At 65.8% G+C, this 25,973-nt stretch carries 30 protein-coding genes and 2 pseudogenes; 2 read left to right on the forward strand and 30 right to left on the reverse strand.

Annotated features, from left to right (window positions below; translation table 11 throughout):
* Position 1: 1 nt before the first annotated feature.
* From HQ912_RS21345 to HQ912_RS21405, 13 genes and pseudogenes are all read right to left on the reverse strand, one after another.
* Entirely contained in the window at positions 2-649 is a 648-nt protein-coding gene (locus tag HQ912_RS21345) for a hypothetical protein (protein WP_059390747.1), read from the reverse strand.
* Positions 646-1,215, reverse strand: coding sequence for a PilL N-terminal domain-containing protein (locus HQ912_RS21350; protein WP_059390746.1), 570 nt, complete (start codon positions 1,213-1,215; stop codon positions 646-648). The genes HQ912_RS21345 and HQ912_RS21350 overlap by 4 nt, the downstream gene beginning before the upstream one ends.
* Before the next feature lie 198 nt (positions 1,216-1,413).
* A complete protein-coding gene (locus HQ912_RS21355; RefSeq protein WP_059390745.1) occupies positions 1,414-3,687 on the reverse strand; it encodes a helicase-related protein in 2,274 nt (757 codons plus the stop codon).
* Positions 3,688-3,786: 99 nt separating this feature from the next.
* Positions 3,787-4,092, reverse strand: a complete 306-nt coding sequence (locus tag HQ912_RS21360) for a hypothetical protein (protein WP_059390744.1) — start codon at positions 4,090-4,092, stop codon at positions 3,787-3,789.
* A 101-nt stretch (positions 4,093-4,193) separates the two neighbouring features.
* Entirely contained in the window at positions 4,194-5,303 is a 1,110-nt protein-coding gene (locus tag HQ912_RS21365; protein ID WP_059390743.1) for a DUF6094 domain-containing protein, read from the reverse strand.
* Positions 5,304-5,368: 65 nt separating this feature from the next.
* Positions 5,369-6,019 (reverse strand): hypothetical protein, encoded by a 651-nt coding sequence (locus tag HQ912_RS21370; RefSeq protein WP_059390742.1) that lies wholly within the window; start codon positions 6,017-6,019, stop codon positions 5,369-5,371.
* Positions 6,020-6,103: 84 nt separating this feature from the next.
* Positions 6,104-6,469, reverse strand: coding sequence for a hypothetical protein (locus tag HQ912_RS21375; RefSeq protein ID WP_003294139.1), 366 nt, complete (start codon positions 6,467-6,469; stop codon positions 6,104-6,106).
* A gap of 89 nt (positions 6,470-6,558) precedes the next feature.
* Positions 6,559-7,170 (reverse strand): DUF3275 family protein, encoded by a 612-nt coding sequence (locus HQ912_RS21380; RefSeq protein ID WP_003294141.1) that lies wholly within the window; start codon positions 7,168-7,170, stop codon positions 6,559-6,561.
* A 54-nt stretch (positions 7,171-7,224) separates the two neighbouring features.
* Complete coding sequence (locus HQ912_RS21385; RefSeq protein ID WP_024162449.1) at positions 7,225-7,776, reverse strand: STY4534 family ICE replication protein; 552 nt, start codon at positions 7,774-7,776, stop codon at positions 7,225-7,227.
* Positions 7,777-8,120: 344 nt separating this feature from the next.
* The gene (locus tag HQ912_RS21390) at positions 8,121-8,483 is read right to left on the reverse strand and encodes a DUF3085 domain-containing protein (protein ID WP_003294147.1); all 363 of its coding nucleotides are present in this window, start codon (positions 8,481-8,483) and stop codon (positions 8,121-8,123) included.
* Positions 8,484-8,549: 66 nt separating this feature from the next.
* A complete protein-coding gene (locus tag HQ912_RS21395; protein WP_003294149.1) occupies positions 8,550-9,350 on the reverse strand; it encodes a hypothetical protein in 801 nt (266 codons plus the stop codon).
* Between the two features lie 289 nt (positions 9,351-9,639).
* Complete coding sequence (locus HQ912_RS21400; protein WP_003294150.1) at positions 9,640-10,356, reverse strand: hypothetical protein; 717 nt, start codon at positions 10,354-10,356, stop codon at positions 9,640-9,642.
* A 250-nt stretch (positions 10,357-10,606) separates the two neighbouring features.
* A pseudogene (locus tag HQ912_RS21405) lies at positions 10,607-10,795 on the reverse strand (hypothetical protein); the annotation flags it as partial.
* A gap of 529 nt (positions 10,796-11,324) precedes the next feature.
* Here HQ912_RS21405 and gstA point away from each other — a divergent pair.
* Complete coding sequence (gene gstA / locus HQ912_RS21410) at positions 11,325-11,933, forward strand: glutathione transferase GstA (RefSeq protein ID WP_003292074.1); 609 nt, start codon at positions 11,325-11,327, stop codon at positions 11,931-11,933.
* Between the two features lie 263 nt (positions 11,934-12,196).
* Complete coding sequence (locus HQ912_RS21415) at positions 12,197-12,874, forward strand: type 1 glutamine amidotransferase domain-containing protein (protein ID WP_003292072.1); 678 nt, start codon at positions 12,197-12,199, stop codon at positions 12,872-12,874.
* A gap of 88 nt (positions 12,875-12,962) precedes the next feature.
* On the opposite strand, the pseudogene HQ912_RS21420 reads toward HQ912_RS21415, so the two are convergent.
* From HQ912_RS21420 to HQ912_RS21495, 17 genes and pseudogenes are all read right to left on the reverse strand, one after another.
* A pseudogene (locus tag HQ912_RS21420) lies at positions 12,963-13,169 on the reverse strand (hypothetical protein); the annotation flags it as partial.
* A gap of 25 nt (positions 13,170-13,194) precedes the next feature.
* Positions 13,195-13,431 carry a hypothetical protein gene (locus HQ912_RS21425; RefSeq protein ID WP_013982118.1) on the reverse strand — a complete coding sequence of 79 codons (237 nt, stop codon included), beginning with the start codon at positions 13,429-13,431 and terminating at the stop codon, positions 13,195-13,197.
* Positions 13,432-14,210: 779 nt separating this feature from the next.
* Entirely contained in the window at positions 14,211-16,226 is a 2,016-nt protein-coding gene (locus tag HQ912_RS21430; RefSeq protein ID WP_173407266.1) for a DNA topoisomerase III, read from the reverse strand.
* 294 nt (positions 16,227-16,520) lie between these two features.
* Positions 16,521-16,904, reverse strand: coding sequence for a single-stranded DNA-binding protein (locus tag HQ912_RS21435; RefSeq protein ID WP_004362284.1), 384 nt, complete (start codon positions 16,902-16,904; stop codon positions 16,521-16,523).
* Positions 16,901-17,449 carry a DUF3158 family protein gene (locus tag HQ912_RS21440; RefSeq protein WP_012584773.1) on the reverse strand — a complete coding sequence of 183 codons (549 nt, stop codon included), beginning with the start codon at positions 17,447-17,449 and terminating at the stop codon, positions 16,901-16,903. The genes HQ912_RS21435 and HQ912_RS21440 overlap by 4 nt, the downstream gene beginning before the upstream one ends.
* Positions 17,446-18,234, reverse strand: a complete 789-nt coding sequence (locus HQ912_RS21445) for a PFL_4669 family integrating conjugative element protein (protein ID WP_173407267.1) — start codon at positions 18,232-18,234, stop codon at positions 17,446-17,448. The genes HQ912_RS21440 and HQ912_RS21445 overlap by 4 nt, the downstream gene beginning before the upstream one ends.
* Positions 18,235-18,480: 246 nt before the next feature.
* Complete coding sequence (locus HQ912_RS27920; RefSeq protein ID WP_226925003.1) at positions 18,481-19,002, reverse strand: OST-HTH/LOTUS domain-containing protein; 522 nt, start codon at positions 19,000-19,002, stop codon at positions 18,481-18,483.
* Positions 18,987-19,304: a hypothetical protein gene (locus HQ912_RS27925; RefSeq protein WP_226925002.1), complete on the reverse strand. Its 318-nt coding sequence runs from the start codon at positions 19,302-19,304 to the stop codon at positions 18,987-18,989. The genes HQ912_RS27920 and HQ912_RS27925 overlap by 16 nt, the downstream gene beginning before the upstream one ends.
* A complete protein-coding gene (locus HQ912_RS21455; protein WP_003294157.1) occupies positions 19,301-19,615 on the reverse strand; it encodes a type II toxin-antitoxin system RelE/ParE family toxin in 315 nt (104 codons plus the stop codon). Before HQ912_RS21455 ends, HQ912_RS27925 begins: the two co-directional genes overlap by 4 nt.
* Before the next feature lie 5 nt (positions 19,616-19,620).
* Positions 19,621-19,881 (reverse strand): type II toxin-antitoxin system ParD family antitoxin, encoded by a 261-nt coding sequence (locus HQ912_RS21460; protein ID WP_003451164.1) that lies wholly within the window; start codon positions 19,879-19,881, stop codon positions 19,621-19,623.
* A 148-nt stretch (positions 19,882-20,029) separates the two neighbouring features.
* The gene (locus HQ912_RS21465) at positions 20,030-21,199 is read right to left on the reverse strand and encodes an STY4528 family pathogenicity island replication protein (protein ID WP_003294159.1); all 1,170 of its coding nucleotides are present in this window, start codon (positions 21,197-21,199) and stop codon (positions 20,030-20,032) included.
* Between the two features lie 3 nt (positions 21,200-21,202).
* Positions 21,203-21,763, reverse strand: coding sequence for a DUF2857 domain-containing protein (locus HQ912_RS21470; protein WP_003294161.1), 561 nt, complete (start codon positions 21,761-21,763; stop codon positions 21,203-21,205).
* 17 nt (positions 21,764-21,780) lie between these two features.
* Positions 21,781-23,439, reverse strand: a complete 1,659-nt coding sequence (locus HQ912_RS21475; protein ID WP_155679002.1) for a ParB family protein — start codon at positions 23,437-23,439, stop codon at positions 21,781-21,783.
* Complete coding sequence (locus HQ912_RS21480) at positions 23,432-23,668, reverse strand: type II toxin-antitoxin system HicA family toxin (protein WP_141123754.1); 237 nt, start codon at positions 23,666-23,668, stop codon at positions 23,432-23,434. The genes HQ912_RS21475 and HQ912_RS21480 overlap by 8 nt, the downstream gene beginning before the upstream one ends.
* A complete protein-coding gene (locus HQ912_RS21485) occupies positions 23,652-24,518 on the reverse strand; it encodes a ParA family protein (RefSeq protein ID WP_141123753.1) in 867 nt (288 codons plus the stop codon). The genes HQ912_RS21480 and HQ912_RS21485 overlap by 17 nt, the downstream gene beginning before the upstream one ends.
* Before the next feature lie 40 nt (positions 24,519-24,558).
* A complete protein-coding gene (locus tag HQ912_RS21490; protein ID WP_064481747.1) occupies positions 24,559-24,780 on the reverse strand; it encodes an AlpA family transcriptional regulator in 222 nt (73 codons plus the stop codon).
* A gap of 116 nt (positions 24,781-24,896) precedes the next feature.
* Positions 24,897-25,658, reverse strand: coding sequence for an ATP-binding protein (locus HQ912_RS21495; RefSeq protein WP_141123777.1), 762 nt, complete (start codon positions 25,656-25,658; stop codon positions 24,897-24,899).
* Positions 25,659-25,973 lie beyond the last annotated feature (315 nt).

Consider the following 25,973-nt stretch of genomic DNA (forward strand, 5'->3'; position numbering starts at 1 on the left):
CCTACGGCACCGCAACGCGCTGCGTCTGGCCATTCACCTGGAATACGCCCGCCTGCGCCTCGATGGATTGCAGTTGCCAGCCGCCCTCGGCATCGCCCTCGCGCAGCAGCCGGGCGCCCGCGAGCGAGGCCGCAGCGGTGGAGGTGATCGACAGAAAGCGCTCGCCTCCCCGTAGCTCCACGCCGAGCACCCGGAATGGCGGCTCCGGCACCTTGGGCTTCGTCGCAACCGGAATGCGCGGGCGAGCGGCGGATGCCACCTGCCGGGCCTTCTCCAGGCGGGTTTCGATTCCGTTCACGCGCGCCTGCAGCGTCTGCAGGTCGACGGCCAGGGCCCTGGCCTCCTCCGCCTCTTCGAGGCGCGTCATCCGTTCGTCCAGCGCCTGCCGCGCGGTGGCGAATTCGGCCTGGCTGATCGGCGCCGGCCGGCGCTTGTCCGCATCGGCCTGTTGTTCGAGATCGGCCACGCGCAGGCCCAGCGCATTGACCTGCGCATCCTGTGCGCTGCTCTGGGTCTGTTCGGCGAGCCGCGACAGGCCGACGCTGTTGACGAGTGCCACGGCACTGATGAGGACCAGCCAGAAGGCCGCGGCGACCTTGAGCCAGCGCGTGCGGGAATTGCGCTCGGATGGCGCTTGGGGAAAGGTCATGGCTGCATCTCCCCGGGCCGGTCGGCGTCCGGTACGGGCGTGGCGGTGCCGGGCGGGTTGGCGGAAAGGAAGGTGGGAGCACCGTGCCGGCTGAAGCAGACCTGGCGGGTCAAGTCATCGACCGACAGCTCCCAGGCCGGGCCGGCAAGGGTCAGCAAGGCATCGCGCAGCATCAGCGGGCCCAGGCGCAGGTGTGCGGCAGGCAGCGGCAGCGCGTAGAGGGTGGCGGCTTCGGCCGCATCGCAGAGCCGGTAGCCGGAGCGCAGGAGCACATGGCGCATGGCGTCACCCACGCTGGCATCGAGCATGGGCGGAATCGAGACCTCCACCGCCTGTTGCAAGAGATCACGCTGCGCAGGTTCCGGCACCAGCTCGACCAGGGTGTAGCGGCCATAGCGGGCCACCGGAACAAAACCCGGCTCCGGCGCGACGGCGGTTGGCGAAGCGGCCAGCACCGCTGGCGCAGACGGTGCGGCGGTCGTGGCGCAGCCGGCGGCCAACAGACTGCCGGCCAGCAAGCCAGCGGCGAGGGCCAGGCGGTGAACAGCGCGGATGGATGGTTGCATGGAGGGCGCTTCCCTGGAACACGGAGCGCTCACCATCGCCGCCGCTTGGCCTGCGGGCAGCAAACAAAACGCACTGACGCCCGCCCGAATACATGGCGGGGCGGCGCCATGAACTGTCATACGCCCAAGAAAAACGGCCCCGAAGGGCCGTGGAAAGGAGCCGGCGACCCCGAGGGGCCGCCGGCATGGGTACATGGATCAGGCCGTGACAAGCTGCCGGGCCAGGGCGACCTCGACGGAATCGCCATCCTGGTTCAGAACATCCAGGCCCGACTCGGGTACGTCGCCCGAGGTGCTCTGCGAGACCATGATCTTCCTGGCCATCAGCCCCAGGCAGGTCATCTGCGAGGAGTTGGCGTAGCCGAGGTAGATCACGCGCACCGGCTGCTTCTGGCCGATGCGCCATGAGCGCCGGGCGGCCTGCTGCAACGAATACACGTTGTAGCCGGACTGGAGGAACACGATGGTCGGGAACTCCAGCAAGTCCAGGCCGGTTTTCACCAGCTCCGGGTTGGTGATGAGCACGTCGATGCCGCGGTCCAACTGCTCGGCGATCCAGTCCTCGCGGCGGGAGGCATCCACGCTCGCGCGCAGTACCGCCACCTTGAAGCCTTCCTGCTCCAGCAGCACCTTCAAACGCGACGTGGTGTCGCGCGTGCCGGTGTAGACCGAATAGACCAGGGTCTTGCGCCCTTCTGCTTTCTCCTGCTTGCAGATCTCGATCAGCTCGCGTTCCTTGGGCATCACTTCCAGCTCGTTGAACTGAGCCGGCACGAACGCCAAGGTGTTGCGCGTGCGCGGATGCACCACCGTTTCCGACCGGAAGCAGCAGTCCGGCCAGGCCAGCAGCACGTTGAGGACTACACCGAGCAGCGTCGTGTCGCGCTTCGCCAGGGCCTGCTTCAGCTCCTGGGTCAGCCGACCCGCCAGATCGCGGTAGGCCGCGGCCTGCGCCGTGTCCATCGCGACTTCGCGGAACTCCTCGTCGTAGGGCGGCAGCACGTTGCCACCGATGTCCTTCAACTTGAGGAAGACCGTGAACGGCAGGACGCAACGCAGCACGCCCTTCGGACCGAAGCCCGGCGCCTTGACCGTGCGCACCGATACCTTGGTGCCCTTGGCCGTCTTGTGCGCCATGCCGGTGCTCTCGGAATAGATGTCCTTCAGAACACCGTGATCGCGCATGAACGCCATCGCGGCCGACGTCATGCTGCCGCTCTTCGTCGGCCGGTAGCCGTCTTCGATCATCCGCCCCGGCAGGGCTCGGAACAGCAGGTGGAACAGGTCGTCGCCGTAGCCGCCCATCAGCGTGCCGGTGAGCAGCAGCGTCTTGCGCGCCTTGGCCGCCAACACCCCCATGGCCTGGCCCTGTGCGGAGCCGCCGTTCTTGTACTCGTGCGCCTCGTCGGCGATGAGCAGGTCGAACGTGCCTTGGGGAAGCTGTCTCTTGATGAACTCGGACGGCTGGTAGCCGCCTTCGCCGAAGCCGAACTCCATGTTGGCCATCGCGCGTTCCATCCGGTGGGCTTGCCGGTCCGAGAAGACCAGCTCGCCGTTGCCATCCATCAGGTTGATGAACTCGTGGATGTTGTCCCCGAGCATCGACGCGAGGAAGGCGTCACCGAACTTCTGCATCAGCTTCTGCGCGGTGACTTCCCCGATGGTTGGAATACGCTTCAGTGCCTTGAGCACGGTCGAGGACTGGTCGCTGGCGGACAGACCTCTGGGACGGATCAGCGTCCACAGCGGTGAGGTGCAGTGGCTGCATTTGCGGCGGGACTCTTCCGCTTCGAGATCGATGGTGTTGACAGGCTCGCCGTCCAGGTCGGTGATGACATGCCCGCAAGCCGGGCAGGCCCCCACGTCGCCGTGAGGCGTGCGCCGCCGAACGAAGACAGGCTTCCAGTGGAACCCCATCCGCATCCGCACGCGGCCCAGGACGAAGAACTCCTGGTCCTGGGCTGGCACGCCCAACTGCTCGCGCAGTTTCAGCAGCTTGACCAGCGTGTCCGGGCCATTGAGCACCCAGACCTTGGCACCGGCCACCGTCTCCTGGATTTCGCGCCGCCACTTGTAGACCAGGTGGGGTGGCGAGAGCACCAGGATGCGACGGTAGCCTTCGGCGTTGAGCACGGCGGCCGTGGCGATGCCGACGGTCGTCTTGCCGCAGCCCATCTCGCCGTTGACGATCGCGGCGCGTTCGCCGCGGTCGATCAGTAGCTCGGTGACGGCATGGACCACATCGGCTTGCGCCGGGAACAGCTTGCGCTTGAGCGCGGCGAGGATCAGTTGCCGATGCACCCGCACCTGGCCGGTGTAGACCGGCGGATTGGCGCGGTTGAGTGAGTCGAGCAGTTCGTCGCCGAACTCGGACACGAAGTCCTGCAGGCTGAGTGTGAGGGGTGAAGCGGCCGCTTCGAGCAGGTCGCCCTGCACAGCGGTTTCGGGAACGGTTTCGAGATCGAGGGACATGGTGATGCTCCAAAGCAATGGGGCATGCACCTCCCCCACGGGGCGGTGACATGCCCCTGGGTGGGAAGAAAGAAGCGGTGCGAGACCGCTGGATGTGGATCAGTATTCGCTGGGCAGCAGCAGTGTGGTGACGCTGCGATCCCATTCGGTGATGATCCAGAGCTTCAGGTCGCGCGTGACCTGGTAGGACGAGAACAGACGATCTTCGCCGGACTTCAGCGCGGCGTCGTTCAGTTGCCGATCGCCGTCGCTCAAGTCGCCCCAATCGCCACTGATGTGGCGGCGCAGGTACGAGCTGGGGTTGAGCCGGCCTTGTCGAACCAGCTCATCGACGCCGGCGGTCATGACCACTTGCCCGGGCGAAAAGCGTGCTTGTGACGCGAGGTTGAGGATTGCGAGTGCCATGGTGGTTTCTCCTTTCGGAAAAGCGGGCCACGGCACCCCATCGGGGCAACGTGACCCCGGTGGGTGGATGAAAGCGACGGCGAACCGTCAGGGAACAGCGATCAGCGGATGGTCAGCACTTCGCCCCACGTGGGCGAGCCCAGCGTCAAATCCCATGCACGAATGACCGGCACGAACTTGTCGGTGAGGATGCGCGTCTCGGCCACGGAGCCGTCGTCGCGCTCGGTGTACTCCGTCTGGAGGGTCTTCTCCTTGTGGGTATCACCTTTGACGACGAGCACGCGCCCGCTCTTGGACTTCACCACGCCGGAGATCGCGCCTGCGGCCAGAGCCAGGGCGAGATGCCAGTGCGACAAGGCCCGCGCGGGCGGACGCAGCGATTGCTGCGCGGCGCCCAGGTGGGTATCGAGCGCCGGCCAGAGTCCTTGCAGCCGGCCGACTTCATCGGCGAACTGCTCGGGCTCCATCGTCACGCGATAGAAGTGCTCCGGCTCGGCCGGGCTGGCAGGGACGGTGTACGGCAGGAACGGCCATTCGAGCGGCAGTTCCTCGGCTTCGGCGTCGCCCTGTCCGATCTGCAGCAGCAGACCGCGGGTGGCCTTGACCGAATCCGATGCCTGGTCGCGCTGACGAATCCTGCGACCGAAGATCACCACCTGCTTGAACTGCGTTTCCACCGCACGGTAGATGCGCAGGTCGGCGAAGTGGCGCGTCAGCCATCCGACCAGCTCGGGGTCGAGCACGTAAGACGGCACGATGAAGATCAGCACACCGCCGTATTGCAGCAGCGGCAGCGCGCGCTGATAGAACAGCTTTTCCAGCCGCGCACGGCCCTGGCCCTGATAGCCGATGTTGCCGTTCACGTCCTTGCTCAGGTCGCCATACGGCGGGTTCAGCCACAACAGCCCGAAGGACTGGCGCGAGATCAGCGTGTCCATCAGGTCACCGTGGATGCAGCGATCGACCAGTTGCCGTGCGTGGCTGGCACGCTCGGCGTCGTACTCAACGGCGAAGGCCTGGACCTGCTCGCGCCCGAGGGCGTGGGCGGCTTCGGCGATCGCCACGCCTTCGCCGGCGCAGGGATCAAGGATGGACATGGAGCCGGGAGACGGCGCCAGTGCGGACAAGGCCCGCTCCAGCGTCGGCTCGTCGGTGGGGAAGTAGCCGTTACGAATGAAATTGCGCGCCAGGCGCGGAAACATGAGTGCCATGGATTTCTCCTGATGATGGATGAGGGAAGGCGGGCACGCGCGGCGCGCATGCCCGTGGGGATGGCTCACGCCACACGCAGAAGCGGTGCGTTCGCGGCCAGTTCGTACTGCGTGGCGCCGAGGGTGCCGTTGCGGATCAGCTCGCCCAGCGCCTTCGTCAGCGCCGGGACATCGAGGGCCAGCCGATGGCCTTCCAGCGGCCCGAGGGCCAAGGGAAGACCGGTCAGCATCCGCCGTGTCTGCAATAGCTCCAGCACGGTGTCGCGCCAGTGGTCGAGCAGTGGCAGCGGGCAGGTGTCCTGCACCAACGTCCACAGCCGGTCGAGCCGGTGAGCGGAATCCCTGGGCAGAAGCGCCAGCGCGCTGGCGTTGGCCTTGTCTGGCTTCACGCAGCGACGATCGAACAGCCACACGTTCGTCAACGAACCGAACAACGTTCGCCGGTAGGCGCGAGTGATGCGCTTTTCCAGGTTCTCGACGTTGCCGACGAAGACCGGGATGGATGCGCCCTGCTCGGTGATGACGTGGAACTGATCGAGTCCCTGTTCGTCCCGGCCGAGGGTCAGGCGGGCGAGGAACTCCTGAACGGCGGTGTCGCGCGCCCAGATCGAGAGAAAGACGAGATTGCCCTGCTCGTCACCGACGCAACCGTCGGCCATGAGGTCGGGGCATTCGTCGATGCGGTACAGCGGTTTCGCGGAAGAAGGTGCAGGCATGGTGATGTCCTCTTGAAAATGAAGGAGCAACCACAGCCCGCGGGGCCATGCTCGCCCCGGTTGGGTGAAGGAAGATGCGTTCCGCTAGACAGCGCGGCCCGCGTGGAAGCGGTGAACCCGCTCGCGCCACTCGGGGCTTTGCACCGGCGCCATGTCGAGATAGCGCAGCGGGCACGAGTAGTAGTAGGGATGCACGGACTCATCGAGGGACTTGTAGCCCCAATCGCCGCCCGAGCTTTCCAGCAGGTGGCAGCCGATGTAGCAGACGGACTCACCGGCCGTGAGGCCCATGACGCCCGCCTGCCTGGCGGTGACGCGAACCACGGTCCACAGAACGTCGCCGTCCAGCGTGTGGTCGATGACTTCGCAGCAAGCGCGTTCGGACGCCTGCGGAGCGATCAGCTCGCGGATCAACTGATCGCGCGTCTGACGAACGAAGGTCCAGCCCATGAGGGTCTCCTTGAAGAAAAGGCCGGAGCCCTCCCCGTCGGGGGAGAACCCCGGCGGGTGGCGGTATGCCGCGCAAGGCGGCGGATGGATCAGGCAGCTTTGAGGTGCCAGTCCTGGGACAACGGAGCGAACTCGTAGCCCAGCTTGTCGAGACGGTCTCGCTGCTGACGCAGCACACGACGATCCACGGTCGCATCGAGCTTCACGGTCTCGCCCAGGGGCCACAAGGCACCGAACAGCGCCGCGTCGTCTGCCTCGGCCGAGGCCGCAGCGGACACGGGAGCCGGTTCGCTGCCGAACGGCGTGGTATCGACCAGGGGATCGCGCGGACTGCGCGGCTTCGCCTTCGGCTTGGCCGGGGGCGTTGCCGGCACGGGCGCCTGCGCTTCCTCGTCGATCGGATCGACTTCCTGCGGACTCAGCCGGCGGGCTTCGTCGCGGCTCAGGGCGTCGATGTTGGACAGCGTCATCCCGCCCAGATGGGCGCGGATCTCGATGACCATGCGGCCGTTGGCGTTGTACGTGGAGGGGCGAATCTCGACGATGACGAAATCACCGTCGTACTTGCCCTCGCGGTACTGATCGAGCTCGGCGTTCTTCACGACGAACTCGCCGATCGAGGTCGCCAGGCGGCCGACGTTGAAGTCGCCGTTCCTGCCGTGGATGGTCTTGATGGCCAGTTGGCCGGGGATGGTGATCATGAAGGTCTCCTGGGACGAAGAGAAGACAAGGCCCCGGGGATTGGGCCTTGCGGATCAGAACGACTCGGCAACGGCCAATGCGGGGGCATCGGCAGCGTCGTCGGCAGCATCGGCGAGGGGCTTGGAAGGCTCCGGTGCCGAGGCTTGCTGCGCGGCGGGCGCGTCGGACGTCACAGGGACTTCCGGGTCCCGCTCGTCGGTCTCGGTCGGCTTGGGTTCGGCCTTGTAGACGAGCTTGCCGTCGACCTTGATCCAACTGACGAACAGCAGGCGGGCCTTGAGGCTCACCCCCTGCTCGCCGGCACGCTTGCCCTTGGAGTAGGTGAAGGTGTCGGTCCACAGGTCGCCCAAGCGGAAGCCGATCATCACCTTCTTCTCGGCGTCGACGGCCTGAATGCAGCGGCGCACCAGGTGCTGCGCTTCCGAACCCGATACGCGCGTGTCGAAACGCACATACGAGACGTCATCGCTGGGACCGTTCAGAGCCGCGATGTCGCAGGCCAGGAACGCATCGCCTTTCTTGGGCTTCACTTCGCGGATGCGATTGAGGTACCCGAGGCCGGTGATGTGCAGATCGAAGTAGGACTTTTCGTTGGAAGTGGTCATGGTGAATCTCCTGGGAACAAAGAGGCGGAGACACACCCGACCCAAGGCGGGGAAGGTGTGGAACCCCCGCGTGGGTTGATGGAACAGCTTGGTGGCATCGCCATCGAAAACCGATGGCCGTTCGCGCATGGATGCCGGTGCGAACTGGAGTGATCAACGCGGTCGGAACCGCATCGCAGCCTTGAAGATCGTGGCTGCCTGGGCATGTCGCTGACGGACGTCAGCGGAACATGGCCGGAAGCGTGGCGCCAGGACGGCGCGCATGCGAGCGGCAATCGGCACTCGCGGCTGTCCGCATTGCCGGGAAGAAAGAAGCCCCCGGAGCGGGGGCCAGGGATGGGCGGTCAGTTACCGCTGGGCGGAGGAACCGCCTGCAGCGACAGGTGTGTCGTGGTGGCGGACACGTCGAGGTCGTCCTCGCTGTGCAGGATGCGCGCAAACACGCCCTCCTGCGGATCGAAGAACTCGCCAAAGTCATCGCCGCCGAACTCGGCGCGCGCCAGCTCCCACCAGTCATCGAACGCATCGACATCCGGGTTGCAGCCGGCGGCATAGGCGATGGTCTTCTGGCGACCATCGGGTCGGCGCTCGCCGCGCTCGGCCAGGAAGTACACGCCCTGATCCTTGACCAGGATGACGCGGCATTGATTCGCCACCGCTTCGGCGAGCACGGGCCGCAGCTCCGTGCCTTTGAATCGAACAGTCATGGGTGTGATCTCCAGGGATGCAGGAAGAGAGGCTTCCCGCCGCGAAGGCGGGAAGCTGCTGGGAGATCAGTGCCGGACAGCCTTGCGACCCGACAACAGGCACTGCACTCGGATGCGGCGCCAGCTCCCGTCGTCGATCAGCCGTTCCAGCGTCTCGCCGAGGGTGTCGAAGAACACCTCATCGACCCGTTCAATCAGCTCGCCGTCGCGGCGCAGCTCCACCGCGTAGAGGTCGAGGCCACGCTCATACAGCACGGTGACGTGACCCTGGAACTTCATCGTGGCGACGGTGAAGCCGATGGCCGGTGGCGTGCGGATGATGTCGGCGGGCAGCGGATCGACCCAGGTGATGTCCCGAGCACCGGCGTCCACCAGCATGTGGGTGATGCGCCGGAAGCCGTCGGGAGCGGGCAACTGCTCCAGTTGGTCGATCAGTTCCTGCAGGTCGGGGCAGCGCGGCTCGGGGATCGGCAGCTTCGCCGGTGCGGACCCGAGCACGAACCGCTTCACCGTGTAGGGCTGGCCGTCGCCCGTGAACTCGGTGTGCTCCTCGGGCGTGTCCGCCCGCCGACCGTCGAAGCGGCGTCTGACATAGGGTTCGACCTGCACCTTGGCGCCCTCGTCGGGCACTTGGGTCACGAGCGTGCGATCGAGCACCGCGAACTCGGCTCGCCCCGTCTTGACGACGATAGCCTCGTCGGTGGTGGCGATGACCTTGCCCTCGAAAGGCTTCGGGTCGATGTGAAAGCCCAGCGTCGAAACCTTGGGCTGGCCGTCGAAGATGTTGAACTTGAACGAACGGACGTTGGAAGGCACATGACCGACGACAAGCGTTGGCATCTGTGCACGGATGGCTTGGGTATCCATGGGGAGACTCCTTGTGGCAACCAAGGGACTCCCGCCCGCAAGGGAGGTCTGTCCCTTGAGGGTGAGGTGGATGGACGCGGATGCGCCCGGAGAACGAAACAACCAGCACGGCGAACCGCGCCGCAGTCTTGAAGGTCTCGACTACCTGGGCATGCTGCCGGCAACGCCAGCGAACATGCGGCCAGCGTGCGGCACATGGCGGCGGCCGTCCGTTGGGAATCGGCAATGCGCCGGCACCGCGTTCCGCGAAAAAGAAGAGCCCCGACGTGGGGCTCGAATGGGTTGCGGGTTACTCGTCGTCGTAGAGCGTCAGCCCGTCCAGCACGGGCGCGTCGGCATCGAACACCAACATGCGAACGTCAGCGAGCGCAGCCAGGTGCAACACTTCCACGAAGGACTCCGGCACGCCCTTGGCCCGGTGCTCCTGCCGCAGCTCTTCGGCGGTGATGCCCTCGACATGCTGCAGGTTCGCATCCGTCCAGGGGGTGGCGATCAACTTCACGCCGATCGCGGGGCTGTACGGGATGCGGAAGGCGACGAACAGAAAACCGCTCGGCGTGGCGATGTCGGCCAGGTTGGCCAGATAGCGGCCGGCCTCTTCGGTGATGTGCGCCGAACTGATTTCCCAGGCACGGCTGTAGAAGCCGGTCTCGAAGCGCAGGCGCCGCACCACCTCGCGCGCGGCTTCCTCGGAGTAGGTATCGGCGACGTGCAGCGGTTGGCCGGCTTCTTCGGCCATGACGGCGTAGACGAGGTTTCGGGCGAGACCGTGGCTGGGGCACTGCGCGTCCAGCTCGGGCGGCACGTCCTGGCCCTCGGTGATCAGCGCGAAGTCGTCGCAGAAGACGCAGGCATGGCGCTCGACCTCGCTGTCCGGCAGGTGCGACTGCGAGACGTGCAGCGGCAGATAGCTCAGCGGGCAGTCGTCGTCGTAGGAAATCGCCAGCAGCCGCTGCACGGACAGGCCATCGTAGCCGCGGACGAAGGGGTTTTTGGAATGAGACATGGGATTCCTCCAGCAGAGGATGGCCGAGGCAATCCCCTGCCGGGGATTGAACCCCAGCGAGTGGATGAAGTGGCAACCGGTCAGCCGGCCGCGGCGTCGGGCCGCCCTGGTGGCGGGCGGTGCAGGTCAGTGGAAGATGGTGATTCGGGACATGGCCGCTCCTGCGAAAGGAAGGAGGGACATGGCCCCGAACGGGGACGCATGTCCCTCGTGGGGTGGGGTGAAAGGACGGTGGGTTGCCAGGCGCGGCTCACCAGCCGTTGTAGTGCAGCGTGAGGTCAGCGATGACCTGGCGCCGTTCCAGATCGAGGCCGCCGAAGTCGGACAGCCCCTCGAAGCCGCAACGCTTGAGCATCGCGCCGCCCTCGCGGGAGTTGTAGAAGCTCACCATCGCGGACAGGAACATGCGTTGACCGCTGCTCAGCACGCCCAGGGCGGATGGTGCCATGAAGATGCTGATCCGGCCTTGAATACGGCTCTTGGGGTAGCGATAGGGTGCGCCTGCCGCGCAGGCGAGTATTGGCAGTCGTATTTCTGGAGAACTTGAGCAGCGCGCTGGTGACCGACGACCGTGCCCGCCGGAGCCATGAGGTGGGCATCTCTACCAGGAAGCGTTTGCGAGCATGTTCCCGCCGCCGCGCCAACGCGGGATGGACATGCTGGCGAGTGACGAGTCGGACATTCAACAGCAAGGAGACCTTGATTGCCCAGGGGCGAGAGGATCGCGTGATTCTCCTCTCGAGTTCTTATCGCCTGTTTGAGCTGATTGATCGCGTCCCGTAGTATGTCTTCGGTCACTGCGGCCATTGGACGAAAACCAGCATGCCGCGACCTTCAATCGCCTGGTGAGTTTTTTTATTGCCGAGTAGTGACTCGGCTTGTCACCGGAGAAACCAGCGCCGCGTGGCAGTTTGCGGCGGCCCCGCGTAGGGCTGCAATTTGTAGCATGACCCAAAGGAGAAGCAACGATGAAGCTTTACTACAGCCCGGGAGCCTGTTCCCTGTCCCCTCATATCGTCCTCAATGAGGGGGGATTTTCCTTCGAGACGGAAAAGGTCGACCTCGCCACCAAGAAGACCGAAAGCGGTGGCGATTACACCGCCATCAACCCGAATGGCTACGTGCCAGCATTGGTGCTGAAGGACGGTGAGGTGCTGACCGAAGGGTCGGCCATCATCCAGTACCTGGCCGACCGCGTGCCGGAGAAGAAACTCACGCCGCCCGCTGACACGATGGAGCGTTACCGGCTGCAGGAGTGGCTCAACTTCATTTCCACCGAGCTGCACAAAGCGTTTGCCCCGCTATTCAACCCGAACGCGCCGGAGGAATGGAAAACGCAGATGAAAGACCTGCTTGCCCGGCGTTTTGACTACGTGTCAAAGAAACTCGACGGCAAACAGTATCTGATGGGTGACACCTTCACGTCAGCTGACGCCTATCTGTTTACCGTCCTAGGCTGGGGGCAGTGGGCAGCGGTTGATCTTTCACCTTGGCCAGTGCTGACCAGCTATGTCAGCCGCGTTGCCGCTCGGCCGGCCGTGCACGCAACGTTGAAAGCCGAGGGGCTGGTTAGCTGACGGATTTCAGAGCACGCCTTCTGTGAGGGCGAAGCCCCGCAAGTTAGACCTGTGGCGATGTAGAGGAAAAATATGGTTGGACACGGCTGTGGGCGCGACAGTTTGCGCCCACAGCCATGCCCACAAAGACAAACCTGTCTGTGTAGATTCAGACTCGCTCACCGTAGAAATGTATCCGTTAACTAAAAGTATCCATTTGATCATTACCGGATACGCGTCTTGCGCACTTAGCGAGAGGCCACATTTTAACAATGAGGGAAATCATGAAGATATTGATCGTATTGACGTCCCATGACACGTTGGGTGACACCGGCAAGAAAACAGGCTTCTGGTTGGAGGAGTTTGCAGCACCCTATTATGTCCTCAAGGATGCTGGCGCGGAAATCACGCTAGCCTCCCCGAAAGGTGGGCACCCCCCACTCGACCCGAAGAGCGAAGAGCCGGACTTTCAAACTGCAGCAACCGCTCGTTTCAAGCAGGACAAAGAAACACAGGCGGCCCTTGCCAACACCTCGAGGCTTTCAGCCATCAGAGCGGATGAGTACGACGCAGTTTTCTATCCCGGTGGGCACGGGCCGCTGTGGGACCTGTCTGGGGATGCCGACTCGGTCGCGCTGATCGAGGCAATGTATGCCGCCGGCAAACCGGTTTCCGCGGTCTGTCATGCGCCTGGCGTGTTGCGGTATGCCCGCAAACCGGATGGGAGCCCGATAGTCCAAGGCAAACGGGTGACCGGTTTCTCCAATAGCGAAGAGGCCGCAGTCCAATTGACTAATGTCGTGCCATTCCTGGTAGAGGACGAGTTGAAAAAACACGGCGGTGACTATTCCAAAGGACCCGACTGGCTCCCCTTTGCTGTAGTGGACGGAAATCTTGTTACCGGCCAGAACCCTGCCTCATCGGAGGAAGTCGCACATGAAGTGTTGAAAATGCTGCGATGATCTCTGGCGGTTCAAACTTGACAGTCTGGCCTGTGCCTTTCTCCGCCCTCGAAGGAGTTGCGCATCCGGCGACGGCGCTCCAATGAATGTCGTTGAGCATCAGCATGTTGGGCCGCAGGTCCCACTTGGTGGTGGCATGCTGCAGACCTTCGCGTGTGCCGTCGCCGAACCACTCGTGGCCGGCGATCTGCGCGCCGCGCTTCCAGGCCTCGAAGAAGGCCTGCGGTGCAGCGTCGAAGTGCGCCTGTTCCAGCGCCATCTGATCGAGCACGTCTTCGGGTAAAGACAGATTCATGAGAGAACTCCTTGAAGGGTGGGAATTAGGGGTGAGCGCGCTGTGTCCAGGCATGGGTATCCAGGGCGCGCTGTGCTGCGAGGTGGTTCGGGAAATACTCGACGGACTCCCGCGATACCGGGCCTTCGTCGTCTTGCGTGCCGATGTAGTGGCCGGCCGCGCTGCGCAGCACCTGTAGCGGCAAACGCTTGCCGGTCCAGGCCAGCGCCAGCGCACCACTGCGCACTGCGGTTGCAGAGGAAGATGCGGAAGGTTCAGACATGCCGTGCTCCTTGGTGGGTCGGGGAGCACGCATCCCGCAGGGGATGGGGTTCCCCTCGGGTGGTTGAGAAAAGTGCATCGTCGCCAGGCCGGCGAGCGTCCGCGGTGGGCGATGCGAAGCGGACTGGATCGGTCAACGCGGCGAACCGCGTTGCAGTCTTGAAGACCGGGACTGCCAGGGCATGCCGCTGACGACTGTCAGCAACGCATGGCGTGAGGATGGGCGCGAGGCATGGCTGCCGTCGCAGGGAAAACCGAATCGCGGACGGCCCGCTTTAGGGCAGGCCCGCGTCACGGGACAAGGCAAGGACCAGGGCGCCGAAGGCCACGCGGGCCTTCGGCTGGAGAGGAAGGAAAACCACCTGTGGGCTGCGTCAGCGCGGGCCGTCGTCAAAGCCGTTCGCTGCGTCAGCAATCGCACCCGGCCCGTTTCGTGGCTGGGGCCGGAAACCTCTGGCGTGCATCCACACACAAAGGGAGCCCGTTGTTCCGCCGGCGGGCACCGGCACGGAATACCCTCGGCCCAAGGGGCCTCCTCATGGCTCGCGCGGCGGCAAGGCGTCAGGAAGCCCCTCATGACCGAGGCAAGGCACACCGATCAAGGGAATGGCGGCGGGCGCGATTCGTGGAGCAATGACCTTCTCGCCCCGTCGCCCGATGGCGGGCAGACGGGGCGCGCACACCGTTGCAGAAGGAGACGCGCGCTTTGGAGTCCCGCGCGGTGCGGGACGTTTGCCTCGCCGCCAGTGAAGTGGCCGGCGCGGCAGGGGGAAGCGAGGATCAGGACGCCTTGGAGGCAGCGCGCCGCTTGCGCGGTGCGCTGCGTCGGCCCGTCGGGGACTCTATCGGCAACGTGCCCTTGCAGTCCGGGTAGCGCGAGCAGGACCAGAACGCGCCGCTCTTGCCCGTGCGCTGCTGCATCGGTGCGCCGCACTGCGGGCAGGCTGGCGCCGGCGGCAGCTTGAGCGAGAGCGTCGCGCCGCGGTACTGCTGCACGAGCTGACCAACCCACACGGACTGCTTCTCGATAAAGGTGTCCAACGCCATCTGGCCGGCCTCGATCATGTCCAGCGCCTGCTCCCACACCGCCGTAGTGCCGGGGTCGGCGATGGCCGAGGGCACCGCGTCGATGAGCGTGAACGCCGCGTCGGAAGCGCGGACGGCACGGCCTTTCTTGACCAGGTAGCCGCGACCGATCAGACCGTTGATGATGTTGGCGCGTGTCGCCTCGGTGCCGATGCCGGTGGTATCTCGCAGCTTCTGTTTCAGGCGCGGGTCGGTCACGAACTTGGCGACGGTCTTCATGGCCTTGATCAGCTCGCCCTGCGTGTAGGGTTTGGGCGGCAGCGTCTTCAGCGCCTTGAGATCCACCTTTCCGACCGGGCAGGACAGGCCCGCATGCAGGGCGGGCAGCACCTGGCTGCGCTGCGCATCCTCGCCATCGGCATCGTCCGGCCCCGGCGTCGCCAGCACCTCACGCCAGCCGATGACGGCGATCTGCTTGCCCACGGCCGCCAGCGACTGACTGCCGCACGAGAACTGCGCCACCGTCCGGTCGAACTCATGGTGCGGGAGGAACTGCGCGAGGTAATGGGCGCGGATCAGCCGGTAGACAGCCAGTTCCTTCTCGTTCATGGCCGACAGGTTGGCGGGCTCCAGCGTCGGGATGATGCCGTGGTGAGCCGACACCTTGCCGTCGTTCCAGGCGCGCGAACGCTGGTTGCGGTCGAGCTGGCCGATCAAGGGCCGCAGGCTGGGATCGGTGGCGAGCAGTGCATCGAGCACCGCCAGCACTTCCGCGAGCATGCTTTCGGGCAGATATCCCGAGTCGCTGCGCGGATAGGTCGTCGCCTTGTGCGTCTCGTACAGCGCCTGCGCGATGTCCAGCGTCTCCTGCACATCGAGGCCGAGCTGACGCGAACACACTTCCTGCAAGGTGCCCAGATCGAATGGCAGCGGCGGTGCCTCGCGCACGCGCTCGGTGTCCACCGACACGACCTGCGCATCGCGTGCCGCGCGAATGCGATCCGCAGCCTGCTGCGCCACCGGCTGCTGAAGGCAGCGACCCGCTGCATCCGTGCTGCCTTCGGGCGGTATCCAGCTCGCGGTGAAGGATTGGCCGGCATGGGATAGCAGCACATCCACGGCCCAATACGGCATGGAGACGAATCGCGCGATCTCGCGATCACGATCCACGACCAACTTCAGCGTCGGCGTCTGCACGCGCCCCACCGACAGCACGCCCGTATAGCCGGCCTGACGCCCCAGCAGTGTGAACAAGCGGCTCAAGTTCATCCCGATCAGCCAGTCGGCGCGCGATCGGGCGAGTGCGGAGAAATACAGCGGCAGCGTCTCGGCGGACGGCTTGAGCGCACCCAGCGCTTTGCGGATCGACGCATCGTTGAGCGCCGACAGCCACAGGCGCTGAATCGGCCCGCGGTAGCCGCACAGGTCGATGATCTCGCGGGCGATCATCTCGCCCTCGCGGTCGGCGTCGGTCGCTATCACCAGCTCGCCCGCCTTGGCGACGAGCTGCTGCACGACCTTGAATTGCGCTGCGGTCGCCGCCTTGGGCTCGACACGCCAACGCTCAGGAAGAATGGGCAGTTGCTCGATGGCCCAGCGCTTGTACTGCTCGCCGTACCCTTCGGGCGGAACCGCCTCCACCAGATGACCGATGCACCAAGTCACGACGACACCCGCGCCGCTGTAGCAGCCGTTGCCGCGTTGGCTGGCGCCCAGCACACGGGCGATGTCCTTGCCCTGGGACGGCTTCTCGCACAGGAACACGCGCATGAAGCCTCCTTGGAAATGTGCGGTTCATCGGATGGGCGTCAGCTTGGCGGGGCCAGGAGATGCCGGCAGCAAGGAAATCGATTGATGCAGACACCGCTTTGTGATCGGCAGGCGGTCCGTTGCCGCAGCGGTGTGCATAGATCGCAGGAGCTGCCACAGCAAGAGCGTCGTTTCGGGAGGGCGGCTGGAACTCTGTGGACGACCTTGGAGCTATCCCCTGGGGATAGCTCGCTGGTGCATCGCGGGCGTATGACGGTTGCTACAGCCGCCCTCGGGGGAACGGCGATGGGCGAATTACTGTCCGCCGGCGGGCTTGGCGCTGAGCGCCACCGACTCGATGCGGTACGGCAGGATGCCCACGCGCCGCGCCTCGACCTTGAACGTCACGCGCTCGTTCTCGTCGGCGTCCTCCCATTCGTCGCGCACGGTGCGGCCCTCGACCAGCACCCGCATGCCTTTCTGGTACAGCGTCTTCCAGTGCTCGGCGTCGCGGTGCCACAGCTCCACGGGTGCCCAGAAGCCGCCGCGATCTTCGTACTCGCCGTCCTTCTTCGGGATCGGGTTGTCGAAGTAGACGTTCAGGCGAAGCAGCCGGCGTGGCTCGTCGTTGCCGTTCGGAAATTCGCGGTAGTCCGGCGCAGAACCGATGTTGCCCTCGCCGACGAAGTGCGTGCTCATGGTGACTCCTTGGTGGTGGGTGGAACGGACGCGGTATGCCCGTGGACGCGCCGCAGGTAAGCCGCTTCGGCCTGGGCGGCCTTGTTGGCGCATTCCAGGGCTTGGCGGGCGATGCTGTGGGTCAGGCTGATCTGCATGTTCAGCACGATGCGCTGCAGTTCGATCGCGTACAGCTCGTCGATCAGCGAGGCCGGCGTCGCGGGGTTGGCCAGCAGGGCCTCCCACAACGCCACGCCCATGGAGGAACGGTCGAGGTTGCGCCAGCGCAGGAAGGTCGTCCCTGCGCCAGTGGCCTGCTGGGCCAGTTGCACGTCGAGCAGACTGAATGGGTAGGCGCGCGCCTGGGGCAGCACGCGCCGCTGCGCCAGGCCAATCACGTCGTCGCGCAGCGCTGCGCACTGGCTGGCCCAGGTCTCCAGACTCCCCTTACCCTTAAAAGGCTGTAAAAGGCCTTTTAGGTAGCCTGCGTGTTCCAGCCGCTGGAAGTCCGCCTGTTCCAGCGCCACGAAGCGCGTGGAGTGGCTAATGGGGATCGATGCTGTCATGCGCCCGCAGCCTCATCGCCCGCCGCACCATCGGCTGTGCCATCCGTGTGAGCCGGCGCATCGAGCTCGATGGCGGGCGCTGCAGGCGGCGTGCCGGGCTTGGTCGTCCGCCGCGCGATCGGTGGCGCGAAGCGCGAGCGGCGCGTGCCTTCCAGCACGTCCTGCGGCAACTCGCCGAACTTCTCCAGCGCCGCTCGCGCCGCCGCGTTCTTCGCCGCGAAGTCGTCGCGCGTGGTGCCCGAGTAGCGGTACTGCTGGGCCAGCGAGAACAGGCTGCGCAGCGCGTGCGCACCATCATTGAGCCAGCGCTCCAAGGTGCTGCGGTCGATCAGCGCCGTGTGGTGCGCCAGGATGAGCTTGCGTGCCAGGTCGTCGTAGTCGGCCAGCAGATACACCGCCATGAAACCGAGCTGGGCGTTCACGAACAGCGGCAGCTTCACCGGCTGCACGTTCATGTTCTCGCCCAGGGACAGCGCCGCTGGCACGTCGGCCAAGGCCTGATCCACCTGTTCGCGCAGGGTCTGCAAGCGGGTCTTGGTGTCGGCGAGCTTGTCCTCGATCCGCAACATCCACCAGTCCGAGTACGGGTCGTCCTGCTCGGCGCCGCGCTTCATCTTGTTCATGGCGCCGATGAAGCCGTTGAGACCGATGATGCCGGGGCGCCCCTCGGTCGGCGCACGGCCGTGCCAGATGCGCGAAGCGTGGTGCGTGTGCAGCGTCAGCGACATCGCGCTGCGCAGCGATCCGAGATTCAGTTGCAGGGGTTCTATGCGTTCGTTGGCCATGAGAGCGACTCGCGGTGAAGGGGCGAGTCGCCAGCATCGGCATCGGCCGGAAGGCTGTCAGTCAACAAACCGCAATCGGCGTGCGCCCGGTTTGTTCGCTGCCGGAAGGCTGGCTGTACCGGCTATCCCCTGGGGATAGGGATAGCCTGATGAGATGACAGCAGGACGGGGAAAGCCGCCGATGCGGCACCACGACTTCGACAGTGGGCGCGAGCCCTGTACCAGGCGGCACGCTGCCCGTCCACGTCACGGTAGCTCAGTTCGAACAGGCGCGGTTCGAACAGGCGCGACTCGTGCAAGCACCTGCCGCCAACCGGCACAGCCGTACCTGGCAGGCTGCTGCTCGGGATACCGTTGTGTGATCCATCGTCCTGCGCTGGCAACGGGTGTCCAGCCTTCCACGGCCAGTTCGACCGAGGCCTCGCGCAGGGCGCGGACGATGCCTGCCGCCGGCCAATCCACCGAGTCAGCCGGGGCGATGTCATGGATCACCAGGTCACGGAAGGTATCGGGCTGAACAAACTCTGCCGCCAGGCGCCTGGCCTGGTCCATGTGTTCGGCCCAGCCCCGGAGGCGCTCGAAGTGCTGGTCGATGCGAGCGTAGGCGGCGGCCAGCGCCTTGTGCGCTTCACGACATCCGCCCAAAGTCCACAGGTCGTGCTGGTCGATGAAGTGGTGCACCAGATTGTTGCGCAGCGACACCAATTCCCTCAGGCCGTCCTGGGTCTGGGCGTAGTCTTCCGCGGACAGGCTCAGGTGGATCCGCATGCTGAACGAGATGAGGTCTTCGGGGCGTTGCCTAACGAATCGGCGGATGTGTCGGTTCCGTCGATGACGGCATACGATCCCAAGAGCCGCCCGACCAGGGTGCCGAGCGTCTTGCCTGCGGCATCGGCGATGCGCGCCGCGCGGGTCGACGCCAGTGCGTGGGCCGGTCCCGTAAGGTCGTGGTGGGCCACGATGGTCTTGATCAGGCGCTCGTATTGCTGGAGGCGGAGCATGCAACGGCCGAGCACGCGCTGGACTTCGCGCTGGCGGTCCAGGAGATCGCCGTCGGTCTGTCCGGTCATGAACCGAAATCGTCCCGGAATCGGTCGATCTGGTGCATCCGCTCGTGCAGGATGGTCACGATGCCGATGTCGCCATTCGAGAGCCGGCGCCAGTAGACGAAGTGCCGTTCGTAGCGGAAGAAGTAGCCTTCGATGCCGAACTCGGCCGGGACGGGCCTGGACGATGTCCGGTGCGTGTCGATGCCGTCGAAGGCCTCGAACAGCCCGGCGATGTAGCGATCGGCCTGCTCGGTGCCCCAGCGATCGCGCGTGTAGCGGTAGATCTCGTCGAGCCGCCAGGACGCCGCCTCCTGGACCAGGACCTTGGCCACAACCGTCAGCCCTGGTTGCGCGCGGTCACGTCGGCGGCGGTCAGGGGACGATACGAAGTTTCCGGGGCGCCAAAGGCATGGGCTAGCTCGGCCTTCAGCCGGTCGAAGGCTTCCTGCTCCTTGCGTTCCTTGTCGCGGCGGACCAGGTCGCGCATGTATTCGCTGACGTTCTCGTAGTCGCCATGCTCGCCCACGTTGGCGGCGACGAAATCGCTGAGCGGTCCGCTGAGGCGAACCGTCATGGTCGTGGTCGTTGTCCGGGGCATGTCTGGCTCCTGTTGCCGTTGTTGTATTCAACATACGCAAAAATGAATACGCCAGCAAGCGTCCGGCAGGCTTTTCCTTGCCCGGTCCGTATTGATCGGAAGGCTTCCTGTTGCAACCATCCCTTGGGGATGGCGCAATGTGCCGCCTTCATGGCCGCTCCAGCAGCGAGCGCAGGCGCGTGATGTGAGCCTGTGCCACCTCCGGACCGGCGGCCTTTGACACAGCGGATGCCGGACCGGACATGGCGCGGGCATCGCCTTGCCCGGCCCAGGCACGGAATTCTCCGCGGATCGCCTTCTGGATGATGCCGAACAGGTAGCCGGGCGGATTGCGCACCGTGCTGCCGCCACAGCGCGCCGCCCACTCGTCGAGCACCGCCTGGCGCTGCGCCTCGTCCACCTGTTGCAGCGCCACAAGCGCACCCGCCTGCTGCTCGTCCTTCAGGCGCAGGAAGCGCTCGGGCAGCCGCAGGTTCTGCAAGGCCCTCGCGCACGGTACTGTACGTGCTTCATTTATACGATCATTACGTACTGTACGGTCCTCCTTCGGAATCCCAACAGAGCCGTCCGGCGCGGGTTCCGGCCCTGCTTCGGATTCCGAAGACGGGCGCGCAGCATTCCGAAGAAAGGCATTTCGGCCTTCTTCGGAATCGTAGTCGGCGACCTCCTGTGGATAACTCTCCGCCGCCAAGCCGTGGCGTGTCATGCGCTGCGCCAGCACCTGCAGGCGGGTCGGTAGCGTGCGGCCGCTGAGCAGCGGGTCTTCGGCAATTTCCTTGAGCGTGTTCATGCCCACGATCTGCACCGCCTTGGCGGCATGGGTCAGCGCCTGGCTGACCAGGCCGAGGTAGTCGGCATCGAGCTGCATCGCCTCGAAGGGCGACAGCGGTTCGTCGTGCAGCACGTAGAGGTTGCCTTGGATGCGGCCGGTCTTGGGGTCGCGCCGTCGTCGCACCAGGCTCAGCCAGCGCGTCAGCCGCAGCAGCGTCAGGGCGCGCGCCACGGTCTCGTGCGATGCCTGCGCCGCGCAGGGCATCGAGGCCAGGTAGGGGCGCAATTGGTCGTAGGTGGGAAATGCGGTCACGCCGTCGTCGTTGAGCTGCAGGCGGAACACCTGCCAGGCGTTGCGCTCCAGCGGCGTCAGGCGCCGGTCGAGGAACAGCCTGCGCGGCACGCTCTCATGGCGGTTGCCGCTGTAGAGGAAACCGTCGGCGGCCGGCGCCGTTCCCTGCGCCGGCTGCAGGTGCTGCAGGGCCTCGTCGAAGAGCGCGGACAGCGCAACGGGGCCTTCGCGCCGTGGTACGCCACCCGTGCTCATGGCCTACACCAGCCCCTGGTCGATCCAGTTCCGTATCGCCGACCAGAGCACCGACATGGGCAGAGTCATGGCCTCGGCCAGATCCATGGTCAGCTCCAGCATCGCCATGTCGTCGGTCAGGGCGATATGGCGCTCGGAGACGCCGGCCTTCCAGCGCTCCCACAAGGCCACGTCCTGCGCCTCGTCGAGCACCGGATGCCGGCCCTTGCGCTTGGGCAGCCCGAGGATGTCGCGGCGCAGCGCCACTTCCTGATGCGTGAGGCCGTAGAACTTGCTGACCATCTCCGTGCTCGCCCCCAGGCGCAGCATGCGGTCCACCGTGGCGATCTCCCGCTCCACGTCGTGCACCTGGCTCAGCAGCCGCTTCAACACTTCCCGGTTCACCGACACCGAACACCACGACACCGTGGCATTCACCAGCATGCTCACGAGTTCGGGGTGCTTCAGCGCATCCAGCTCCTCCTCGCCGAAGCCCATGGCCTTGCAGCGGCGCAACTGGCCGTTGCGCAGGTCATGCAGGGCCTGGGCGATCACGGCCTGATTGAGCGGGTGCGGTGCCGACATACGGGAGCCTCCTGCGCTCAGGAATCCTGGCTCGCTACGCCGGCTTCCAGATCCAGCAACCGGCGCGCCAGGCGCAGCAGACGGAACAGCTTCACCAGCGCAGCATCGCTCAGGCGTGTGGCCGAGCCGCCGTGGCCATGCAGCAGCGCCGCCAGCTCGTCGGCCAGCCGCGCGCGGTCCAATCCGTTCGCGGCTGGTGGCGCCACGCTCAGTACATGCAGCAGGGTCAGCACCGCCCGCGCGAACGCAGGCAGCGCCTTCGCCTGGCCCACGGCCGGCGACACGCAGACGAAGCCGATGCCGCCGGCGCTGGCCTCGATGTGGTCGGCAACCGCCGCTTCCTCGCCGATTTCGCGCGCGAACTGCGCGATGTGCACGCGCAGGCGATCCGGCGCGTCCAGTCCCGGCTCGATGTACCAGACATCCGAGATGGGAAAGAGCCCGCCAGCCTGTACGGGGATCGCCCGCAGCGCATCGGCCTCGAAGTCGGGCAGCTTGTCGCCGAGCTGGTCCGCGACCATCCGCTGGATGGACTGCAGGCGCTCGGTGGTCGGTGCCGGTGTCACGATGTGCCCTTGCAGGCGCTCGTCGCGTTGCCCGTGCTGGTCCTCCGGCGCTTCGGGCGATGCAGGCGGTGTCGCTGCTGACGCCGAAGGCGCGACCGGCGTGGTGTCGCGCGGCGCAGACGAGGCGGGTGGCTGCTGAGGCGCGGAGACCGGCGTGGGAGGACCAGCAGGCACGACAGGCGATGCCGGTGGCGTCGGTGCCGCCGGTTCGCTGGTCAGCGCACGCTGGCGGCTTTCGCTGTCGTTGATCTCCAGCGCCAGCGTGTCGTAGTCCGCCTCCAGCAGCTCGGCCATCTGGCCGACCAGCTCGTCCTGCACCCGCTGCGGCGAGAAGTCGTCCGGCTGTGCGTCGAACTGCGTCAGCACGTCCTGAAACAAGGTGGCGAAGTCCACGGTCACGGTGCGGCCCAGCACACGCCGCTCCCAGGTGCGCTCGCACGCCTTGCGCAGCACCGCGAGCCGGTCCACCTGATGCCGGCCCAATCCGCCGTACAACAGCGTCGGGATCGCCGGCAGCAGATAGCGCACCGCATCGTTCATGCGGCTGATGTGTGACTGCGGCACCGGATAGCCGTCGGCAGTCAGCCGCCGCGCGAGTTCGCTTTGCGACAGCGCCTGGCCGCTTTCCTGCTCGTAGAACTCGCGCGCCTTGTCGATGCCCAAGGCACGCTCGATGAAGGTCAGCCCGCCGCGCAGCTCGTTCTCGGCCAGGTGCCCGGTCAGCGCCACGATTTCACCGCGCGCCGGCCACGGGCGGAACAGGCACACGATGCGGAAGAAGCGTTCCTCCTTGGTCTCGCTCCACAACTCGCGCAGGATGGCCAGCCGCGTGTTGCCGCCGTTGCGAATGATGTAGTGCGCCTCGCCCGGCCTGCGCGTGATCGCGGGGGGCGCGTCCAGCCCGCGTTCGCGGATGGACGCCTTGATCTCCGCATAGGCCGGGTTGCGCGTCACGCGCGGGTCGTGGTCGTAGGGCCGCAACTGGTCCAACGTCACCACCATCGGCGTGTCGGCGATGGGGTCGCTCAAGGTCGCGACCGCAGGGCCGCTGCGCTCGAAGCCGGTGGCCAGCAGCTTGGCAGCCATGTCCTGCGGCGTCAGCTCAGCCACGGCCGTTCTCCTGCGCCTGCCGGTCGGCGCGGCGAAGTTGCGCGCGGGCATTGCGGTCGGCACGGTGGTCGCTTGCAGTCGAGCTGGTGTAGATCGACGCGCAGCCTGGTTTCGTGAATTTCAGGTGCCCGCCGGACGTGCGCACCACGCGCCAGCCTTCGCCCAGCGCGAACTCGATCAGCGCGCGCAGCCGTTCACGGCCGCGCGCCAGTTCATGCACGCTCGCCATGGCCAGCCCCTCCCGCATCGGCCCGGCCGGTGACCAGCGCTAAGTGCTCCCGCCACGCGGGGAACAGCTCGCCGCCCAGCGCGCGCATGGTGTCCAGCGCCGCGGGCGCCGTGCGCCCAGCCAGCTGCCGGTACTCCACCCGATGCACCGGCAATCCTCGTGTCGCAGCGCGCGGATAGGCTTCGATGGCTGGCACGTTGGTGTCCAGCACCTGCACGCCGGCCTGTTCCTGGAACACCTGTCGCAGCGCCTGCTGGACCAGCCGCGCGTTCGACGACACCGGATGCACGCGGTTGATGAGCAGGCGCAGCGGCGGTGGCTCGATGCCCAGGTGCCGATACGGCGCGATGTCCTCGATCAGTTGCAGCGTGCCGCGCCGCAGCTCGCGCGCCGCGAGGATCTCCGGCGTCACCGGCGACAGCGCCAGGTCGGACGCCAGCACCGCCATCTCCAGCAGCACGCTGCGCGCGCCCTGGGTGTCGATCAACAGCAAGTCGTAGTGCGTGCGGAAAACGGGAAGCAAATGGCGCAGTCGCAGGCGCCCATCCGCTGCGTGCAGCAGCAGCGTGTTCAGTTCGCCGCGGTCGTCGTTGGAGAGCACCAGGTCCAGGCCCGCGATCGCGGTGCGCGACACCAGGTGCTCGATGCGCCGTTCGTTGCAGGTCAGCATCTCGTAGATGCCGCCAGGCGCGCGCACGTCCAGCGTGAAGTAGCTCGACAGCGTGGGCTGCACATCCAGGTCCAGCAGCAGCACGCGCAGCCCGGCATCGGCAATGAGGCCACCCAGATTGGCCGCCGTGGTGGTCTTGCCGACGCCGCCCTTGGTTGAAATGATGGACACCACCTGCATGAGCTTCTCCTGGTCTAATGGCATGAACCGAGAAGAAGCGTCAGGCGCGTTCCTTGAGGCGATCGACGATCCACTGTTCGATCTCCACCGAGTCCCAGCCCACCGCGCGCACGCCCAGACGCAGCGCCCTGGGGAACTTGCCTTCCTTCATCAGGCTGTAGATGTGCGCGCGCTTGAAGCCGGTCCTGGCCTCGACCTCGGCGCGGCGCAGGATGCGGTGTTCGGTCGGTGCCGCCGTGGCGGTGGTGGTCTGCGAAGACATGAGGGTCTCCTTAACGCTCAGTGGCGCTGATTGGCATGACTCGAATTAAGAACGCCGCGTTGAGGAAAGACACCGCAAATGCGGTTTCCGCGACCGCAGATACGGTCTGGTGTCGCTCAGGAAGTTGTGCTCTGCAGATTGCGTCGAGCCAGTGCGAACTTGGCCTGCAGGGTGCGCTCGGTGATGCCCATCGCGTTGCCGTGGTGCGCCACCATCGCGCTGATGATGGCCTCCTGCGTCAGGAAGCTGGAATACGGCGTGCCGCTGGGCGACTTGCCCAGCAGCAGCGTCAGTAATCCGCCCACGATGTTCAGGTAGGTCGATTCGCTGCGCGGCCCCAGCGTTTTCGCACGCCCCGCGTCGGCCGCGCAGGCGGCGTGCGTTTTCAGCAGCGCCTCGTGCTCGGCGCGCAGCGTCTGGTGCATGCCCAGGTGTTCCACCAGCCGCGCCTTGATCGCTTCCCGCTCGGCCAGCAATGCGCCCACGGTGTCCAGGCTGATCGCCGGGTGAAGCGCACGCTCGATCTCATCGAACAGAAACGCCGGTCTCTCGCCGGGGTAGTGGTGCGCCATCCAGGCTTTCAGATCGACGTGGCGCACCGTCAGCGACGGGTCGTCCATCGCGAAGCTTTGCGTCTCCCGCACCAAGCCCTCCTTGCCATACCGCATCTCGCCGTGGGCCAGCGCATCGAAGATTCTTTCGGTGTTCAATCGCAGCATCGGCCACCGCGGAAACTCCGTTGCCTCCGGCAGAGGCCGCCCTCCCAAGGTCGCCAGGATGCGCCGCTCGAAGCGCAGCAATCCACTCCAGCGGATTGCCGCCTCGACCGGGCGGTAGTAGGTCTTGGCGCCATCGGCCAGGCTGCTCGACTTCGGCATATCGCGCGCCTCCTTTCGTCATCGAACCGAGTCCAGGCACGCGCACCCGCCGTACAGGCGGCGTGTGTGGCTGTGGACTCTCCGGGCGAAACGAGCAGATGGCGAAGCGGCGAAGACCGTGGCATCGTTGATGCTGCCGGTTTCGTTGCGAGATGCGCGCCTTGCTGCGCATGGCACCATCACTCACAATTCGCAAGCCGCGAACACGCTGTCACCAGCGTCATTCGCGGGCACCATGCCTGACCCGGATAACCAGGCCAAAGTCTTTGCAGGGAAAGAGGCCCAGTAAAGCGCGATCAGCTCAACACGCCAGAG

Origin of the sequence: Pseudomonas sp. MPDS (assembly GCF_013283895.1) — a bacterium.
Taxonomy (GTDB): Bacteria; Pseudomonadota; Gammaproteobacteria; order Pseudomonadales; family Pseudomonadaceae; genus Aquipseudomonas; species Aquipseudomonas rhizophila.

Coding starts and splice junctions, on each gene's coding strand:
- gstA (WP_003292074.1), top strand. CDS start 11,325: ATGAAGCTTTACTACAGCCCGGGAGCCTGTTCCCTGTCCCCTCATATC.
- HQ912_RS21480 (WP_141123754.1), bottom strand. CDS start 23,668: ATGGCGAGCGTGCATGAACTGGCGCGCGGCCGTGAACGGCTGCGCGCG.
- HQ912_RS21370 (WP_059390742.1), bottom strand. CDS start 6,019: ATGCCTGCACCTTCTTCCGCGAAACCGCTGTACCGCATCGACGAATGC.
- HQ912_RS21445 (WP_173407267.1), bottom strand. CDS start 18,234: ATGGCCAACGAACGCATAGAACCCCTGCAACTGAATCTCGGATCGCTG.
- HQ912_RS21425 (WP_013982118.1), bottom strand. CDS start 13,431: ATGTCTGAACCTTCCGCATCTTCCTCTGCAACCGCAGTGCGCAGTGGT.
- HQ912_RS21490 (WP_064481747.1), bottom strand. CDS start 24,780: ATGTCTTCGCAGACCACCACCGCCACGGCGGCACCGACCGAACACCGC.
- HQ912_RS21415 (WP_003292072.1), top strand. CDS start 12,197: ATGAAGATATTGATCGTATTGACGTCCCATGACACGTTGGGTGACACC.
- HQ912_RS21355 (WP_059390745.1), bottom strand. CDS start 3,687: ATGTCCCTCGATCTCGAAACCGTTCCCGAAACCGCTGTGCAGGGCGAC.
- HQ912_RS21365 (WP_059390743.1), bottom strand. CDS start 5,303: ATGGCACTCATGTTTCCGCGCCTGGCGCGCAATTTCATTCGTAACGGC.
- HQ912_RS21465 (WP_003294159.1), bottom strand. CDS start 21,199: ATGAGCACGGGTGGCGTACCACGGCGCGAAGGCCCCGTTGCGCTGTCC.
- HQ912_RS21375 (WP_003294139.1), bottom strand. CDS start 6,469: ATGGGCTGGACCTTCGTTCGTCAGACGCGCGATCAGTTGATCCGCGAG.
- HQ912_RS21395 (WP_003294149.1), bottom strand. CDS start 9,350: ATGGATACCCAAGCCATCCGTGCACAGATGCCAACGCTTGTCGTCGGT.
- HQ912_RS21440 (WP_012584773.1), bottom strand. CDS start 17,449: ATGACAGCATCGATCCCCATTAGCCACTCCACGCGCTTCGTGGCGCTG.
- HQ912_RS21400 (WP_003294150.1), bottom strand. CDS start 10,356: ATGTCTCATTCCAAAAACCCCTTCGTCCGCGGCTACGATGGCCTGTCC.
- HQ912_RS27920 (WP_226925003.1), bottom strand. CDS start 19,002: ATGCGGATCCACCTGAGCCTGTCCGCGGAAGACTACGCCCAGACCCAG.
- HQ912_RS21380 (WP_003294141.1), bottom strand. CDS start 7,170: ATGATCACCATCCCCGGCCAACTGGCCATCAAGACCATCCACGGCAGG.
- HQ912_RS21390 (WP_003294147.1), bottom strand. CDS start 8,483: ATGACTGTTCGATTCAAAGGCACGGAGCTGCGGCCCGTGCTCGCCGAA.
- HQ912_RS27925 (WP_226925002.1), bottom strand. CDS start 19,304: ATGACCGGACAGACCGACGGCGATCTCCTGGACCGCCAGCGCGAAGTC.
- HQ912_RS21350 (WP_059390746.1), bottom strand. CDS start 1,215: ATGCAACCATCCATCCGCGCTGTTCACCGCCTGGCCCTCGCCGCTGGC.
- HQ912_RS21435 (WP_004362284.1), bottom strand. CDS start 16,904: ATGAGCACGCACTTCGTCGGCGAGGGCAACATCGGTTCTGCGCCGGAC.
- HQ912_RS21430 (WP_173407266.1), bottom strand. CDS start 16,226: ATGCGCGTGTTCCTGTGCGAGAAGCCGTCCCAGGGCAAGGACATCGCC.
- HQ912_RS21470 (WP_003294161.1), bottom strand. CDS start 21,763: ATGTCGGCACCGCACCCGCTCAATCAGGCCGTGATCGCCCAGGCCCTG.
- HQ912_RS21385 (WP_024162449.1), bottom strand. CDS start 7,776: ATGACCACTTCCAACGAAAAGTCCTACTTCGATCTGCACATCACCGGC.
- HQ912_RS21460 (WP_003451164.1), bottom strand. CDS start 19,881: ATGCCCCGGACAACGACCACGACCATGACGGTTCGCCTCAGCGGACCG.
- HQ912_RS21345 (WP_059390747.1), bottom strand. CDS start 649: ATGACCTTTCCCCAAGCGCCATCCGAGCGCAATTCCCGCACGCGCTGG.
- HQ912_RS21485 (WP_141123753.1), bottom strand. CDS start 24,518: ATGCAGGTGGTGTCCATCATTTCAACCAAGGGCGGCGTCGGCAAGACC.
- HQ912_RS21495 (WP_141123777.1), bottom strand. CDS start 25,658: ATGCCGAAGTCGAGCAGCCTGGCCGATGGCGCCAAGACCTACTACCGC.
- HQ912_RS21360 (WP_059390744.1), bottom strand. CDS start 4,092: ATGGCACTCGCAATCCTCAACCTCGCGTCACAAGCACGCTTTTCGCCC.